At 69.6% G+C, this 14782-nt stretch carries 10 protein-coding genes and 1 pseudogene; 4 read left to right on the top strand and 7 right to left on the bottom strand.

The genetic code is table 11. The features are described from left to right. Nucleotides 1–89 precede the first annotated feature (89 nt). The 5 genes and pseudogenes from gltB to P0Y41_RS14160 all read right to left on the bottom strand — a co-directional run bounded on the left by gltB (nucleotide 90) and on the right by P0Y41_RS14160 (nucleotide 7607). Nucleotides 90–4634, bottom strand: coding sequence for a glutamate synthase large subunit (gene gltB, locus P0Y41_RS14145; RefSeq protein WP_284061952.1), 4545 nt, complete (start codon nucleotides 4632–4634; stop codon nucleotides 90–92). 242 nt (nucleotides 4635–4876) lie between these two features. After that, nucleotides 4877–6376 (bottom strand): proline--tRNA ligase, encoded by a 1500-nt coding sequence (proS, locus tag P0Y41_RS14150; protein ID WP_284061953.1) that lies wholly within the window; start codon nucleotides 6374–6376, stop codon nucleotides 4877–4879. Between the two features lie 217 nt (nucleotides 6377–6593). Continuing rightward, entirely contained in the window at nucleotides 6594–6932 is a 339-nt protein-coding gene (locus P0Y41_RS14155; protein ID WP_284061954.1) for an NUDIX hydrolase, read from the bottom strand. A gap of 13 nt (nucleotides 6933–6945) precedes the next feature. Beyond that, nucleotides 6946–7158 (bottom strand): annotated as a pseudogene (locus P0Y41_RS18035) (hypothetical protein); the annotation flags it as partial. Continuing rightward, nucleotides 7101–7607, bottom strand: a complete 507-nt coding sequence (locus P0Y41_RS14160; RefSeq protein WP_284061955.1) for a DUF7984 family protein — start codon at nucleotides 7605–7607, stop codon at nucleotides 7101–7103. The pseudogene P0Y41_RS18035 and the gene P0Y41_RS14160, both read right to left, overlap by 58 nt. 208 nt (nucleotides 7608–7815) lie before the next feature. On the opposite strand from P0Y41_RS14160, the gene P0Y41_RS14165 reads away from it, so the two are divergent. The 4 genes from P0Y41_RS14165 to P0Y41_RS14180 all read left to right on the top strand — a co-directional run bounded on the left by P0Y41_RS14165 (nucleotide 7816) and on the right by P0Y41_RS14180 (nucleotide 13251). After that, nucleotides 7816–9741: a beta-CASP ribonuclease aCPSF1 gene (locus P0Y41_RS14165; protein ID WP_284061956.1), complete on the top strand. Its 1926-nt coding sequence runs from the start codon at nucleotides 7816–7818 to the stop codon at nucleotides 9739–9741. Between the two features lie 241 nt (nucleotides 9742–9982). After that, nucleotides 9983–10372 (top strand): methylglyoxal synthase, encoded by a 390-nt coding sequence (locus tag P0Y41_RS14170; protein ID WP_284061957.1) that lies wholly within the window; start codon nucleotides 9983–9985, stop codon nucleotides 10370–10372. 44 nt (nucleotides 10373–10416) lie between these two features. Then, nucleotides 10417–10863, top strand: a complete 447-nt coding sequence (locus P0Y41_RS14175; protein WP_284061958.1) for a DUF7332 family protein — start codon at nucleotides 10417–10419, stop codon at nucleotides 10861–10863. A gap of 126 nt (nucleotides 10864–10989) precedes the next feature. After that, nucleotides 10990–13251 (top strand): hypothetical protein, encoded by a 2262-nt coding sequence (locus tag P0Y41_RS14180; protein ID WP_284061959.1) that lies wholly within the window; start codon nucleotides 10990–10992, stop codon nucleotides 13249–13251. A gap of 28 nt (nucleotides 13252–13279) precedes the next feature. Here P0Y41_RS14180 and P0Y41_RS14185 read toward each other — a convergent pair whose 3' ends face one another. Together P0Y41_RS14185 and P0Y41_RS14190 are read right to left on the bottom strand one after the other, a co-directional pair. Beyond that, nucleotides 13280–14167 (bottom strand): endonuclease III domain-containing protein, encoded by an 888-nt coding sequence (locus P0Y41_RS14185; RefSeq protein WP_284061960.1) that lies wholly within the window; start codon nucleotides 14165–14167, stop codon nucleotides 13280–13282. A gap of 97 nt (nucleotides 14168–14264) precedes the next feature. Continuing rightward, nucleotides 14265–14735, bottom strand: coding sequence for a DUF371 domain-containing protein (locus tag P0Y41_RS14190; RefSeq protein ID WP_390215402.1), 471 nt, complete (start codon nucleotides 14733–14735; stop codon nucleotides 14265–14267). Between the last annotated feature and the right edge of the window lie 47 nt (nucleotides 14736–14782).

A 14782-nucleotide genomic window follows, 5' to 3' on the forward strand; every position in this document is an offset into this window, starting at 1 on the left:
GTGCGACGACAAATTCACACCGGTGAGCCGCACCTGTGTCCCGGTCGAACTCCAGGGCGACCAGTGCCACCCGAGGGGTCCGAAACAGGCTAGTCGTCTCCCACCACGCCGGCGCCGAACTCCGCGGTCGCGGTGCCGGTCTCGGCCGCGTCGGGCAGTTCCTCGCGCACGTCGTCGCCGCGGCCCTCCGCGATGACCTCGGCGTACGCGTCCGGCAGGACACGCGTGAACGCGCCGACGACCGACTCCCAGTCGTCGAGCAGCTCTCGCGCGCGGTCGCTGCCGGTGCGCGCGAGGTGGTTCTCGACCAGTCGGCGGAGCATCGCCTCGTCTTGGTCGGTCAGCTCTTCGTTCAGGCTCACCATCCCGGGGTTCGTCTTGGCGGCCAGGTCGTCGTCGGGGTCGTGCACGTACGCGACGCCGCCGGACATCCCCGCGGCGAAGTTGCGGCCGACCTCGCCCAGCACCGCGACGACGCCGCCGGTCATGTACTCGCAGCCGTGGTCGCCGACGCCCTCGACGACCGCCTTCACCCCGGAGTTGCGCACGGCGAATCGCTCGCCGGCCATCCCGTTAACGTACGCCTCGCCGTCGGTCGCGCCGTACAGCGCGACGTTGCCGATCAGGATGTTCTCGTCCGGCTCGAAGGCGGCGTCTTCGGGCGTCTGCACGACGACCGTTCCGCCCGACAGGCCCTTGCCGACGTAGTCGTTGGCGGCGCCGACGAGGTGGGCGTCCACGCCGTGGGCGAGGAACGCGCCGAACGACTGGCCCGCCTCGCCGCGGAAGTCCAGATCCAGCGTGCCCGCGGGGAGCCCGTCCTCGCCGTGGGCGTCGGAGATGCGGTTCGAGAGCGTCGCGCCGACCGCGCGGTCGGTGTTATCCACGTCGGCCGCGAGCGCGGCCGGCTCGCCCGTCTCCACGCTGTCGCCCAGCTCGTCGAGGAGCTCCCAGTCGAGTGCCTCCGCCAGGTCGGGGTGGTCCTGCTCGCGCACCTTGTGGCGCGGGCCGTCGTCGGCCGGCTCGGCGATGAGCGCCGACAGGTCGAGCTTGCTGGCTTTCGGGTGGTCGACCTCGCGCTGGGAGAGGCACTCGACGCGCCCGACCAGGTCGTCGACCGAGGTGAAGCCCAGGTCGGCCATGATCTCGCGCAGCTCCTGGGCGATGAACTGCATGTAGTTGATGACGTGCTCGGGCTCGCCCGGGAAGCGGTCGCGCAGGTCCTCGCGCTGGGTCGCGACGCCGACCGGGCAGGTGTTCTGGTGGCACTGCCGGGCCATCACGCAGCCTGAGGAGACGAGCGCGGCCGTCCCGAACGCGAACTCCTCGGCGCCAAGCAGCGCGGCGACGGCCACGTCGCGGCCGGTCTTGAGCCCGCCGTCCGCGGAGACGGTGATGCGGTCGCGCAGTCCCGTCGCCCGCAGCATCTGGTTCGCCTCCGCGACGCCCAGCTCCCACGGGAGACCGGCGTTCTTGATCGAGGTCTTCGGCGACGCGCCGGTGCCGCCGGAGTGGCCCGAGATGTGGACCACGTCGGCCTCGGCCTTGGCGACGCCGGCGGCGATGGTGCCGATGCCGGCCTCCGAGACGAGTTTCACGTTGACGTCGGCCTCGGGGTTGGCCGCCTTCAGGTCGTAGATGAGCTGCTTGAGGTCCTCGATGGAGTAGATGTCGTGCAGCGGCGGCGGCGAGATGAGGCCGACGCCAGGCGTCGAGTAGCGCACGTGCGCGATGTACTCGTTCACCTTCGCGCCGGGGAGGTGGCCCCCCTCGCCGGGCTTGGAGCCTTGCGCCATCTTGATCTGGATCTCCTCGGCGTTCGCGAGGTAGTTCGACGTGACGCCGAAGCGCCCGGAGGCGACCTGCTTCACGCTACAGCCGCGCTCGGTGTCGAAGCGCTCGGGCGGCTCGCCGCCCTCGCCGGTGTTGGACTTCGCGCCGATCCGGTTCATCGCGATGGCGTTGTTCTCGTGTTGCTCGGGCGAGAGGCTCCCGAGGCTCATCGCGGCCGTCGAAAATCGTTTCGCGATCTCGTCGACGGCCTCGACCGCATCGACGGGGACCGGGTCGCGATCGCTGTCGATGTCGAGGAGGTTGCGAAGCTCCGCGGGCTCGTCGGGGTCGTTCACCTGCGCAGAGAACTCGTCCCACGCCTCGCGGTCGCCCTCGCGGACGGCGGTGTGGAGCGCGTTCACCGAGTGGGGGTTCCAGCCGTGTTTGATCCCCGAGGAGCGGTTCTCGTACTCGCCTTGCGTCTCCAGTTGCGGGTCGTCGCCGAAGCCGACCGCGTAGCGGTCGCGGAGGTCGGACTCGATCTCGGGGAGGCCGATCCCCTCGGTCCGGATCTCGGTGCCCTCGAAGTACTCGCGCACCAGACCCGAGTCCAGGCCCACCGCCTCGAAGATCTGCGCACCCTGGTAGGACTCGACCGTCGAGATGCCCATCTTCGCCATCGTCTTCAGCAGGCCCATCTCCAGGGCGTCGCGGTAGGCGCCGAGCGCCTCCTCCTCGTCGGCGCCGTCGGGGCCCGCGACGATGTCGCGCACCGTGTCGTACGCGAGGTACGGACACACCGCGCCGGCGCCGTAGCCGACGAGACACGCCACGTGGTGGACCTCGCGGGGGTCGCCCGACTCGACGACGAGCCCGGCGCGGGCGCGCAGTCCCTCGCGGACGAGGTGGTGGTGGACGGCGCCCGTCGCCAGCAGGCTCGGGACGTGCATCCGGTCGGGACCCATGTCGCGATCCGAGAGGACGACCACGTCGGCGCCGTCGCGGACCGCCGCTGCTGCGGCCGCGCGGAGGTCCGCGACGGCCGTTTCCAGATCCGCATCGGGATCGAACGTCATGTCGAGCGTCACCGACGCGAGATCCCCGTCGGTCGCCGTTCCCAGGTCCTGCAGCGTCCTGGTCTCCGCCTCCGTGAGGATCGGCGACTCGTTTACTACCTGCCGCGCGTGCTCCGGGGTCTCGCCGAGGAGGTTGCGCTGCGGGCCGAGTCGCGTCTCCAGGGACGTGACCAGCTCCTCGCGGATGTAGTCGATCGGCGGGTTCGACACCTGCGCGAACAGCTGCTTGAAGTAGGTGAACAGCGGGCGGTCGAACCCCGAGAGCACAGACAGCGGGGTGTCGTCTCCCATCGACCCGACCGGGTCCTTCCCCTGCTCGGCCATCGGGCCGATAAGGTGGTTGAGCTGGTCGGTCGTGTAGCCGAAGGCCGCCTGCTTGCTTCGGAGGGCGTCGCCCGGTCCGGTTTCCGGCGACGGGTCCGTCTCGGCGGTCACGTCGGCGAGGTCGCGCTGCTCGGCGTCGACCCACTCGCCGAACTTCGCGTCGGTGAGGTCGGCGAACACCTCCCCGTCGTCGAGGACGCGACCCTCGCTGCGGTCGGCGACGAACGTCTCGCCGGGGCGGAGGCGACCGCGTTCTTTGACCTCGCTCGGGTCGTGCTCGAGCGCGCCGACCTCGCTGCCCATCACGAGCCGGTTGCCGGCGGTCACGTCGTATCGACACGGTCGCAGTCCGTTGCGGTCGAGCACGCCGGCGACGCGGTCGCCGTCGAAGCCGATGACGAGCGCGGGGCCGTCCCACGGCTCGACGAGCGAGGCGTGGTAGTCGTAGAAGTCGCGGCGCTCCTCGCTCATCGCGTCGTCCTTCCGGTACGCCTCCGGGATCATCATCCGCAGCGCGTGCGGGAGGTCGCGCCCGCCCTGCAACAGCAGGTCAAGCGTCTCGTCGACGGAGGCGGTGTCCGACTGGTTCGGGTCGGAGATGATCGGGCGGACGGCGTCGAGTTCCTCGTCGGTGAAGCCGCCGTCCGCGAGGTCCGACTGCCGGGCGCGCATCCAGTTGACGTTCCCCTGGATCGTGTTGAACTCGCCGTTGTGGACGACGTTGCGGTACGGGTGCGCGAGGTGCCACGCGCCCAGCGTGTTCGTCGAGAACCGCGCGTGCACGAGCGCGACGCCCGAGTCGAGGCGCTCGTCGCGCAGGTCGGGGTAGTAGGCGTCGATCTGATCGGCCTTCAGCAGCCCCTTGTAGACGACGCGCTGGCGGTCCAGCGAGCAGACGTAGAAGCGCTCGCCCGCGAGGTCCTCGGCGGCCGACTCGACGGCGCGCCGGGAAACGTACAGCCGTCGGTCGAACGTCTCCTCGTCGATGTCGTCGTCCGCCGTCGGCGCGACGAACACCTGTCGAACGTCTGGTTCGGCGTCGAGCGCGGTCTTCCCCAGGTCGGCGCCCGCCGCGTCGGTGGGCACGTCGCGCCACGCGAACGCGTCGAGGCCGTGGGCCGCGAGCGTCTCCTCGAACATCGCCTCCAACTCCTCGCGCGCGACGTCGTCGGTCGGCATGAACACCGATCCCACCGCGTACGTCTCGGGGAGGTCGCCGACGACGGCCTCGAAGAACTCGTCGGGGCGTTCGATCATGATTCCGGCACCGTCTCCGGTGTTCTGTTCTGCCCCCGTCGTGCCTCGATGTTCGAGATTCTCCAGCAGGTCGAGTGCGTCCGATACTACTTCGTGTGACCGCCCGCCGTCGAGGTCGACGACGGCGCCCACACCACAGTTCGAGCGCTCGTCAGTGGGGTCCGCCAGGCCCCCGACGCGCGCCGACGCGTCCGGCTCAGTCATGCCTGTCTGTTTACGAGGCCCGGGTAAAGGGTTGACCCTAAACGGCTAAGGGTGTGTTATTGGCATATTAGGATGATATAGGATGACTGTATGTCCTCGGACGACCGTGAACGTTCTCGATCGCGAGACGGCGCGCTGGGACTCACCGTCGAGTGATCGTTCGGTGGAATAACGAAACGCGCGACCGGAGCGGTCGGCGGAGATCGCGGCGATCGGCGAAGGCGTCCGCCGACCCTCGGAGCTCAGTACGACTTCGCGAAGTACGCCGTCCGCGTCGCGTCGTCGCCGCAGACGGCACACGCGTCGTCGTGGTCGGTCCCGCGGCGCTCGTCGTCCTCCTCGAAGGGGATCATCACGATCTCGGCGGCGATCTGGTCTTTGATCTCTCCCTCGCAGGCCTCGTCGCCACACCAGGGCGCCTTCACGTAGCCGCCGTGCTGGCCGATGGTGCCGAGGATCTCGTTGCGCGAGTCGGCCTCGCGAACCTCGCCGTCGAGGTTCTCCTCTGCGGCGGCGTACAGTTTCGCGTACACCTCGTCGAGGTGCTCGCGGGCCGCCCCGGCGACGCCGTCGCGGTCGACAGTCGACTCCGCCCCGTCGGGACGGTGGACGACGGTTATCTCGTCGTCCTCGACCTCGTAGGGGCCGATCTCGAATCGGACGGGCACGCCGTTGAGCTCGTGTTCGTTGAATTTGAAGCCGGGGTTACGCGTGTCGCGGTCGTCGAGTTCGACCCGGATCCCAGCCTCCTCCAGTTCGTCGGCGACGCCCTCGGCGTACTCGAGCACCTCGTCTTTCGTCTCCTCCTGCCAGATGGGGACGATCGCGACCTGCGTGGGCGCGACGGTGGGGGGCAAAACGAGCCCCTGATCGTCGGAGTGAGTCATGATCAGCGCACCCAGCGCGCGCCACGAGAACCCCCACGAGGTGGTGTGGGCGAGCCGCTCCTCCTCGTCCTCCCCGGAGAAGGTGATGTCGAACGCCTCGGCGAAGCTCGTTCCGAGGTAGTGGGAGGTGCCGCCCTGCACGGACTTGCCGTCGGGCATCAGCGCCTCCACCGTCGTGGTCGTGTCCGCTCCGGGGAACTTGTCGTGGTCGGGCTTCTGTCCGCGGAGGACGGGGATCGCGAGGAAGTCCTGGTAGGCGGACTCGTACTGCTCGAGCCGGGTCAGCGTCTCCTCCCACGCGTCGTCGCGGTCGGCGTGAGCCGTGTGCCCCTCCTGCCAGAGGAACTCCTTCGTGCGGAAGAACGGCTTCGTCTCCGTCGCCTCCCAGCGCACGACCGAACACCACTGGTTCACACGCAGGGGCAGGTCGCGGTGGCTCCGGACCCACTGGCTGATGTAGGGCGTGATGATGGACTCGGAGGTGGGCCGGACTGCGAGGCGCTCCTCGAGCTCCTCATGGCCGCCGTGGGTCACCCATGCCACCTCGGGGTCGAACCCCTCCACGATGTCCTTCTCGGCCTCGAGGTACGACTCGGGGATGAACATGGGGAAGTAGGCGTTCTGCACCCCGGTGTCCTTGAACTTCGCGTCCAGGAAGCCCTGGAGGCGCTCCCACAGCGCGTACCCGCGGGGTCGAGTGATGATGAACCCGGACATTCCCTCGGGCGCGTAGTTCGCGAGCCCCGCCTTCTTCACCACCTCGGCGTACCACTCGCCGGTCTCGTACTCCTTCGACTTCGTGATCCCCAACTCCTGGGCGTCGTCGCCGGAGTCGGCGGATTCGTGTTCGCTCATACTCGTGGATATCGGACTGCCGTCTTAAACTCGGTGCGATCGGCCTGCGAAGGGTGAGAAGTGAGTGCGTGGCTAGGCGCCACGCGGCGGGGTCGGAACGCGGACGCGCCGCTCGCGACGACGACAACGGACCGCGATCGAGGCGCGGCGAGCAGCGCTCATAGTCGGGTCGACCGCCGCCGCGGACAAGAGGGTTCCCCCGGCGTGTGTACCGCTGTCACGGTCGACCGAGTCCGAGCGCGTCGACGCCGGTCTTCACATCGACGTACCGCGGCTCCCCGTCGTGGTAGCGGAACGTCCCCCGGAATCGGTCGCCGTCGAGCACTGCCGGCAGCCACTCGCGGTCGGTCGCCCACATCTCTCCCGTCGAGAGGTCGCCGACGGGCACCCACACCGGAATCGCCTCCTCGCTTTCGGTCGGCGTGCCGTCGTACGCCGTCGCGCGGAACACGTGCACGACGGCCGACCAGTCGTCGGCCCAGTAGGCGAGCGCGCCCGCGCGTTCCGGAATCGTGGACGCTGATGTCGAGCCCCTCGCGGACCTCGCGAACGACACACTCGCGGGGCGTCTCCTCGCCCTCGAGTTTTCCCCCGGGACCGACCAGCTTCCCGGCGCCGACGCCGCGCTGTTTGCGGATCAGAAGCGTCCGATCGCCGTCGACGATGTGACACAGCGTCGCCTCGGGAAGGGCCTCGCGGGCGGCCGCGGGGCCGAGCGGTGCGGTCACAGATCGTCGCTCGCTGTCGGTTCGACCGCGAACGGACTGTCGCCCTCGCGCCACGACCAGCCCGGCAGTCTGGTCTGGAAGCCAGCCGCAAGCGCCGCGTCGAGGTCGTCGGCGCCGGCCGTGTCGCTGTCGGCGGCGCCGTCCACGCGCGTATCCGCGAAGTGGAACGTCGCCTCCGCCAGCAGCGCGAGCGGCTGGCCGCCCGCGATGGTCGACGCGAGCTGTCGGCCGAGCAGTTCGTCGACGACGAACCCGGGGTAGTCTCCCTCCACGTCGAGGTCGCGGAGGAGTCCGGCGAGGGCGGCGACGTTGACCGCGCGGTCGCCGTCGGTGAACACGCGGTCGACCTCGCGGCGGTACTGCTCGTCGGTGACCGCGTCGACCTCGGTGTCGAATAACTCGCCCAGCGCGGTCCGCGTGTCGTTGAGCAGGGGGACGACCGCGGGGGCGCGCTCGCGGAGTCGATCCCGCTCCGCGGCCACAGTCGCAGGCGTGAGTCGCATACGGGCCGTTCGGACCGCCCCCTGGTAGGGGTTTGCGAAGGGTTTTATAACGCGCGGGGGATACGGGGTGATAAGCGGGTTTTCCGTCGCCCACGAGGGCAGCTACAACGGAGCGTCCCGTACGCATGCAGTCTTCAACTCACAGTCGACCCGAGGGCGTCGCGTCCGACAGCCGCGCCCTCCGGGACCCGCGACGATCCTCTCACATATGAGTCAAGTCGAGAAGCAGTTAGCCGACACGAAAGCACAGATCGAATCGGAGATCCCCGACGATATCTCCGTCACCGACGTGAAGTACGAGGGCCCGGAGCTGGTCGTCTACACGCGTCACCCGAAGGAATTCGCCCAGGACGGCGACCTGGTCCGACGGCTCGCGTCCAAGCTCCGAAAGCGGATCACCGTCCGACCGCACCCGGACGTGCTCTCCGATCCGCGCGAGGCCGAGACGAAGATCGAAGAGATCATCCCCGGAGACGCCGGGGTCACCGACCTCGACTTCCACGAGGACACCGGAGAGGTCGTCATCGAGGCCGAGAAGCCCGGCATGGTCATCGGCCGCCGCGGCTCGACGCTCCGGGAGATCACACAGGAGGTCGGCTGGACGCCCGAGGTCGTTCGGACGCCGCCCATCGAGTCCTCCACCGTCTCGAACGTTCGAAACTTCCTGAAGCAGGAGCGCGAGGAGCGCCGCGACATCCTCGAGCGCGTCGGCCGAACCATCCACCGCGAGGAGATGGCCGACGAGCAGTGGGTCCGCATCACGACCCTCGGCTGCTGCCGTGAGGTCGGGCGCGCCTCGTTCATTCTCAACACCGCCGAGACGCGGATCCTCGTCGACTGCGGCGACAAGCCCGGCGCGGAGGGCGAGGTGCCGTACCTCCAGGTGCCCGAGGCGCTGGGCGCGGGCGCACAGAACATCGACGCGGTCGTGCTCACCCACGCCCACCTCGACCACTCGGCGCTCATTCCGCTGCTGTTCAAGTACGGCTACGACGGCCCGATCTACTGTACGGAGCCAACGCGCGACCTGATGGGCCTGCTCACGCTCGACTACCTCGACGTGGCGAGCAAGGAGGGGCGCACGCCGCCGTACGAGTCGGCGCAGGTGCGAGAGGCGATCAAACACACCATCCCGCTGGAGTACGGCGACGTGACCGACATCGCCCCCGACGTGAAGCTCACGTTCCACAACGCGGGGCACATCCTCGGCTCTGCGGTGTCGCACTTCCACATCGGCGACGGCCTCTACAACGTCGCGTTCTCCGGCGACATCCACTACGACGACACGCGGCTGTTCAACGGCGCGGTCAACGACTTCCCGCGCGTCGAGACGCTCGTGATGGAGTCCACCTACGGCGGCCGCAACGACTACCAGACGGATCAGGAGGACTCCGAGCGCAAGTTGGTCGAGGTGATCAACGAGACGTACGAGGACGACGGGAAAGTGCTCATCCCGGCGTTCGCGGTCGGGCGCTCCCAGGAGATCATGATGGTGCTGGAGGAGGCGATGCGCACCGACAAGATCCCGGAGATGCCGGTCCACCTCGACGGGATGATCTGGGAGGCGACGGCGATCCACTCGACGTACCCCGAGTACCTGCGCGACGACCTCCGTGACCGGATCTTCCACGAGGACGAGAACCCCTTCCTCGCCGACCAGTTCAACCACATCGACGGCGGCGAGGACGAGCGACAGGAGGTCGCCGACGGCGGCCCCTGCATCATCCTCTCCACCTCGGGGATGATGACCGGCGGCCCGATCATGTCGTGGCTGCGCCACCTCGGCGGCGAGGAGCACTCCACGCTCACCTTCGTCGGCTACCAGGCGCAGGGAACCCTCGGGCGTCGCATCCAGAACGGCTGGGACGAGATTCCGGTGCAGGACCCGCGCGACCGCAGCCGCGAGTCGACCATCTCCCTGCGGATGGGAGTCGAGGTCGTCGACGGCTTCTCCGGCCACGCCGACCGACAGGGGCTCGAGAACTTCGTGAAGACGATGAACCCGCGCCCCGAGAAGGTGCTGTGCGTCCACGGCGACGAGCGCTCGGTGCAGGACTTCTCGTCGGCGTTGTACCACGAGTACAACGTGCGAACGTTCGCCCCGAAGAACCTGGAGACGTTCCGGTTCAAGTGAACCGCTTTTGACCGGGGAGTTCCTCGGCCGCCTTCGGCGGCCTGCGGGAACCCCCGGCCAAAACCCGTTCCTGCTGCTGACGGGAAATCGAAGATTTCCTGAATGCCAACACCGCTCGCTCGGGCCTGCCGGCCCTCGCTCGCGGTCCAACACGGAGTGGTCTCGGATCGGTCCCTGGACGCTCACGGTCAGTCGACCGATCACCGCCGGTACTCAAGTTCCGTCCCGTCGAGAGACTGGTATGCGCCTCGCGCTCATCGCCCACGACGAACAGAAGGAGATGCTCGTCGAGTTCGCTCGCGAGTACACCGACACGCTCGCCGAGCACGACCTGCTCGCGACGGGAACGACCGGCAAGCGGCTCAACGAGGAAACCGACCTGACGGTCGAGCGAAAGTCCTCGGGACCGCTCGGCGGCGACATGCAGATCGGCGCGGAGGTCGCCGACGGCGACTGTCACGGCATCGTCTTCCTGCGCGACCCCCTGACCGCTCAACCCCACGAGCCGGACATCTCCGCGCTGTTGCGCGTCTGCGACGTACACGACGTGCCGCTGGCGACCAACCCCGCGAGCGCGGCGTACCTCATCGAAGGGATCGACCGCGAGGGGACGGGATATCACGGAAAATAGCCGGCGCGGTGGACTTTTTCACTTCGACCGCCGAATCGTTGCCAGTGAGCCACCGGATCCCGGTCCGCGTCGCCGTTGCGCTCCTCGTGTCGCTGACGGCCCTCGGGGGGCCCGTCGTCGCGCCCGCCGCGGCCGCGCCCGAGGACTGCTTCGGCGACGGACGGGACCTCGACGTCGGCACCGAGGGCCCGACGATCGACCTGTCGATCTACACGTCGCTGTTCACGAACCTCGGGGGTGAAGGCGCGCTCGGAATGTCCGCCGTCGGCCACACCGGCGAGTACGAGGTGATCAGCCTCCGGACCGGCGTCGTCTTCGCGGGCGTCGGCGACCCCGAGGGGTTCCTCACCGACCCCTTCTCGCGGTTCGGGCTCGCGTTCGACTACACGCTCTCGCTGCCGATGCTGTCGGCCGCTCCCGGCGACACCACCTACGAGCAGTCGGAGGCGCCCGTTGAGGGCGTCCCCGAGGCCGAGTGCTCTGTCGACTGAGGCGCGCGAGGCTGCTCGAACCGCCGTCGGTTCGGGGTCGCTCCGGCGCGTTCTCTCCGGAATCGAAGTCGGCGGGACCGCAGACAGGTATTTACCGGTTCTCGACGTGAACTGTGCAGAGTAGTTGTGGTCCCAGACCCAGGGGCGGACGACGACCCGCCCGTCGAGGAGCCGGCCGACGACGAACCCGCGCCAGAGCGCGTCACCGAGGGCCCCGTCCCAGACGGTACCTCGGAGCGGACCGGCCTCGACGAGCGCCGTCGCCGGCTCCTCGGGATCGCGGGTGTGGGGGTGCTCGGCGCCGCTGGAGTCGCCGGCGCGTGGCGCGCCTCGCGCCCGGCCGGAGCGCCGCCGGCCGAGACGCCGTCTGCGACCCCCACGCCGAACGCGACGGAGCCGGCGACAGAGCCGACCGAGACACCGCCCGAAGCGTCGACCGACGAGGTGCCCGCGTTGGTCCGGCGGTACGCGCCCGACCTCTACTACGGGCGGTTGGAGAAGTGGTTCCCCACCGATCCGCGCCCCTACGTGATCGAGACGGCGGACGGCCGGGTCGTCGACGGGTTCACCGCGCTCGACGAGTACACGGCCGAGTTCACAGCGACGGGCGCGCCGCCGGCCCCGACGGTGTTCTACAACGTCGTCGAGGCCGCAGACGGCGTCGACGCGATCCAGTACTGGCAGTACTCCGTGTTCGATCAGTTCACCGTCAACTTCCACTGGCACGACTGGGAGCTGTTGCAGGTGTTCGTCGACCGCGAGTCCGGCCGGCCGTTGCTGTTGTCGGCGAGCGCGCACTCGCGGTCGGTTCCGAACAACGAGTTCCTCGATCCCGGTCTCCCCGATGGGACTCGCCCGGGCGTCCTCGCGGAGGTGGGTTCTCACTCGAGCGCGAGCGAGGTCAACGGGCGCGTCCCGACCTTCGAGCGACTCGCGGGCGGGAGTTGGAACTCGGACGTGTCGAACGACTTCGTCGACGTCGCGTCGGGTGAACTGGCACGGTTCGCCTACGGACTCCCGCGCGACGAGGGGGCGCGGCTCCCGTTCGTCATGCCGGAACTCGACGGGCACCGCCTCGACGACCACCCGGACCTCTCGGTCGGCCCGGCGGGGTTCATCGACGCGGCGGTCACCGTGACCGACTGGCGCGGGCTCCCTCGGCCGCCCGAATCGCTGCCGCTTCGCGTTCCCGGACTCGTTTTCACCCACCCGGAGAGCGCGACCGGGGGGGACGCGACGTACGCGCTCGAACCGATCGAGGTCGTCAGCGACGCCATCGACGACTTCGTCGGCCCACAGTTGAGTTTCGAGTTCGCGATTCCCGGTTTCGTGGAGGATCAACTCGCGAGCCACATCACGTCGGTCGGCATCCCTTGGGAGCAGGAGCGGTTCACTGACCCCCTCGCGGACGTCACCGACCCCGCCCACCGGCAGCGCATCGACGGGGAGTCGCCCGCGGGACTACGAAACCGCGTCGTCGGACGGGTGCGGCTGCTCCAGACCGGGGCCGAAGGGGCCCTCGACCGCGTGAGCGACGGCGCGCGCGACGCACTCGCGGATTCGATCACCGTCTCGTTCCGTCAGCCCCCAGTGGAACTGTGCACGCAGCTCGCGAGCGAGGACCCGGTCGCGTCGGTCACCAGGGCGGGTGCGTTCGGCTACCTGCACGTCGCGCCCGGCGAACACCGGCTCACCGTGAACGGCCCGGGGATCGCGCCGCTGGCTGTCGGATTCGACCATGACGGCGGACTCCTCCAGGCCGGCTCGGCGGGCGATCTGACGGTCGTCGCAAGCGAGAACGCCGGCTGGATCCGAGGGGACGGCCGTGACGCCGCCGGAGTCGCGCACGTCCGGGTCGTCGAAGACTACGCGGGTGTCGTCTACGACGGCGCCCCCGTGGAGGACGACCGCTTCGCCGTCGCAGTTCACCGCGGTGGCCACTACACGGTCACCGTCGTCGACAGTGAGGGTCGCCCCGGCGCGTACCGCGTCGCCCCGGCCGACTTCGACGACGCCGGCGAGGCGGTCCGCGAGACCGTCGGGACGGGGAAGGCGAGCCTCGCGCGGACGCTCCGTGCGGAACTGTCCGCCCTCCTCGATCTGGCGAGCGAGTTCGCACGACAGGACCGCGGCGGCGACGAGGTCGTCGATCGACTCTCGGCCGCGCTGGAGGACGTCGACGCGGCGACGGCGACCGCCGAGCGCGGCGACGCCCAGTCCGCGAACGACCGGCTGTCGCGTGCGGCGGCGGCGCTGGAGGAGGCGCTCGACGTGCTGTTCAGCGAGGACCTCGGGGGGTACGACGACTCGTCGGTAGTGGCGCTGTACCCGCGCGTGCAGGAGGCGATAGGCCGGGCGGAACAGGCGATCCGAACCGAACTCGCCTGAGGATCGTCCCTTCGACGGCGTCGCGCCCTCACTCCTCGGTGACCGCCTCGCTCGGGTCGACTGCCTCCCCGGCGAGTTCGTCCACACCCCTCCGGTCGCACAGGTCGTACAGCGGGCAGGCCTCCGGTCGCTTCAGGCAGGCCGGGTCGCGGGCGGTACAGTACTCACGTCCGAACTGGATCATCGCGGTGTGGCCGAAGCCGCATTTCTCGGGCGGCACCGCCTCCTCTAGTGCGGCCCGTACTGCCTCGTGGTCGGCATCCCCGGGCGCCAGCCCCATCCGGCGGGAGATGCGATGGACGTGCGTGTCAACGGGAAAGACGCCGCCGCGGCCGCCGGCGAACAGGAGGACGCAGTCGGCGGTTTTGGGCCCGACGCCGTCCATGTCGAGCAGCGTCTCGCGGACCGTGGCCGGGTCCGCCTCGCGAACGAAGGCGTCGAACCCGTCGGCGCCGCCGTACTCCTCGACGACGCGCTCGGCGAGCGCGACGATCCGCTCCGATTTCACGTTGTACAGCCCTGCTCCGGAGATAGTCTCGGCCAATTCGTCCCGCGCGGCGTTCGCCAGCGACGACGCCAGATCCCCTGGCCACTCGGATCCGCCACGCTCGCGGCCCGCGTCGCTCCCCGATCGCGTCGCCGCGGCGCCGGGCGGCTCCTCCGGCCCGTACCGCGCCAGCAGCGCGTCGTGTGCCGGCTGGCTCGCCTTGTCGCTGGTGTTCTGCGAGAGGACCGTCCGGACCAGACATTCGAAGGCGTCCTGCCCGCCGTAGGCCTTGCGCCAGTACAGGTCGCCGAGGGCGTCGACGACGGCCTCGCCGCGCGTCGCCGGCTCGTCAGCCGAGTCGAACGCCGCCGGACGGCCGCCGCCCGCGTCGCCGCCGCTGATGTTCTCGGCCGGTTCGTCGTCGGACATGGCCGCCGTTCGGGCGTCATCGTACAAGAACCGTCGCCCGCGCGGTCTGGGTGCCTGGTGGTCGGGCGGCCTCCCCGCGTCAGCCGGTGGTCGCCGGTTACGGTTCGACGCGCAGCGTCACTGTCAGCGGTGCGCCCCGCTCCAGCGCGGTCACGAGCCGTCGGTCGAAGTCGGCGGCGGCCTTGTCGGCGTCGACCATGATCGTCCGCTCGTCGACGTAGTCGCTGGTGCGTCCGACAATGCTCCGGTCGCCCTCGTACGATAGGTCCGGGTGGCCGCGTCCCGTCACCGTCTCGGTCGCGTCCGCGGCGCCGAACTCGGCGACGATCGTCGCCTCCCGCGAGCGACACGCCTCGACGAACGACCGCGGCACGTCCGCCGGAGTCGTGTCCGCCTCGATCGCGAGGATGCAGTCGCCCGCGGGCGTGAGCCAGTCGTCGCTCGTCACCTCGAAGGTGCTCGTGTGCTCGGCGCTGACGTGCTCGTGGCCCGACGCGCGGACGGTCACCTCCCGGATCGGACCCGCGGTCGTCGTCGCGTCCGACTCGCTCGACGCCTCGTCGGTCATATCGGTGCTGGGCGACGGCGGGACAAAACGCCCGCGGGTCGCGATCG

Origin of the sequence: Halobaculum halobium, assembly GCF_030127145.1 — an archaeon.
In the GTDB taxonomy this organism is placed as follows: Archaea; Halobacteriota; Halobacteria; order Halobacteriales; family Haloferacaceae; genus Halobaculum; species Halobaculum halobium.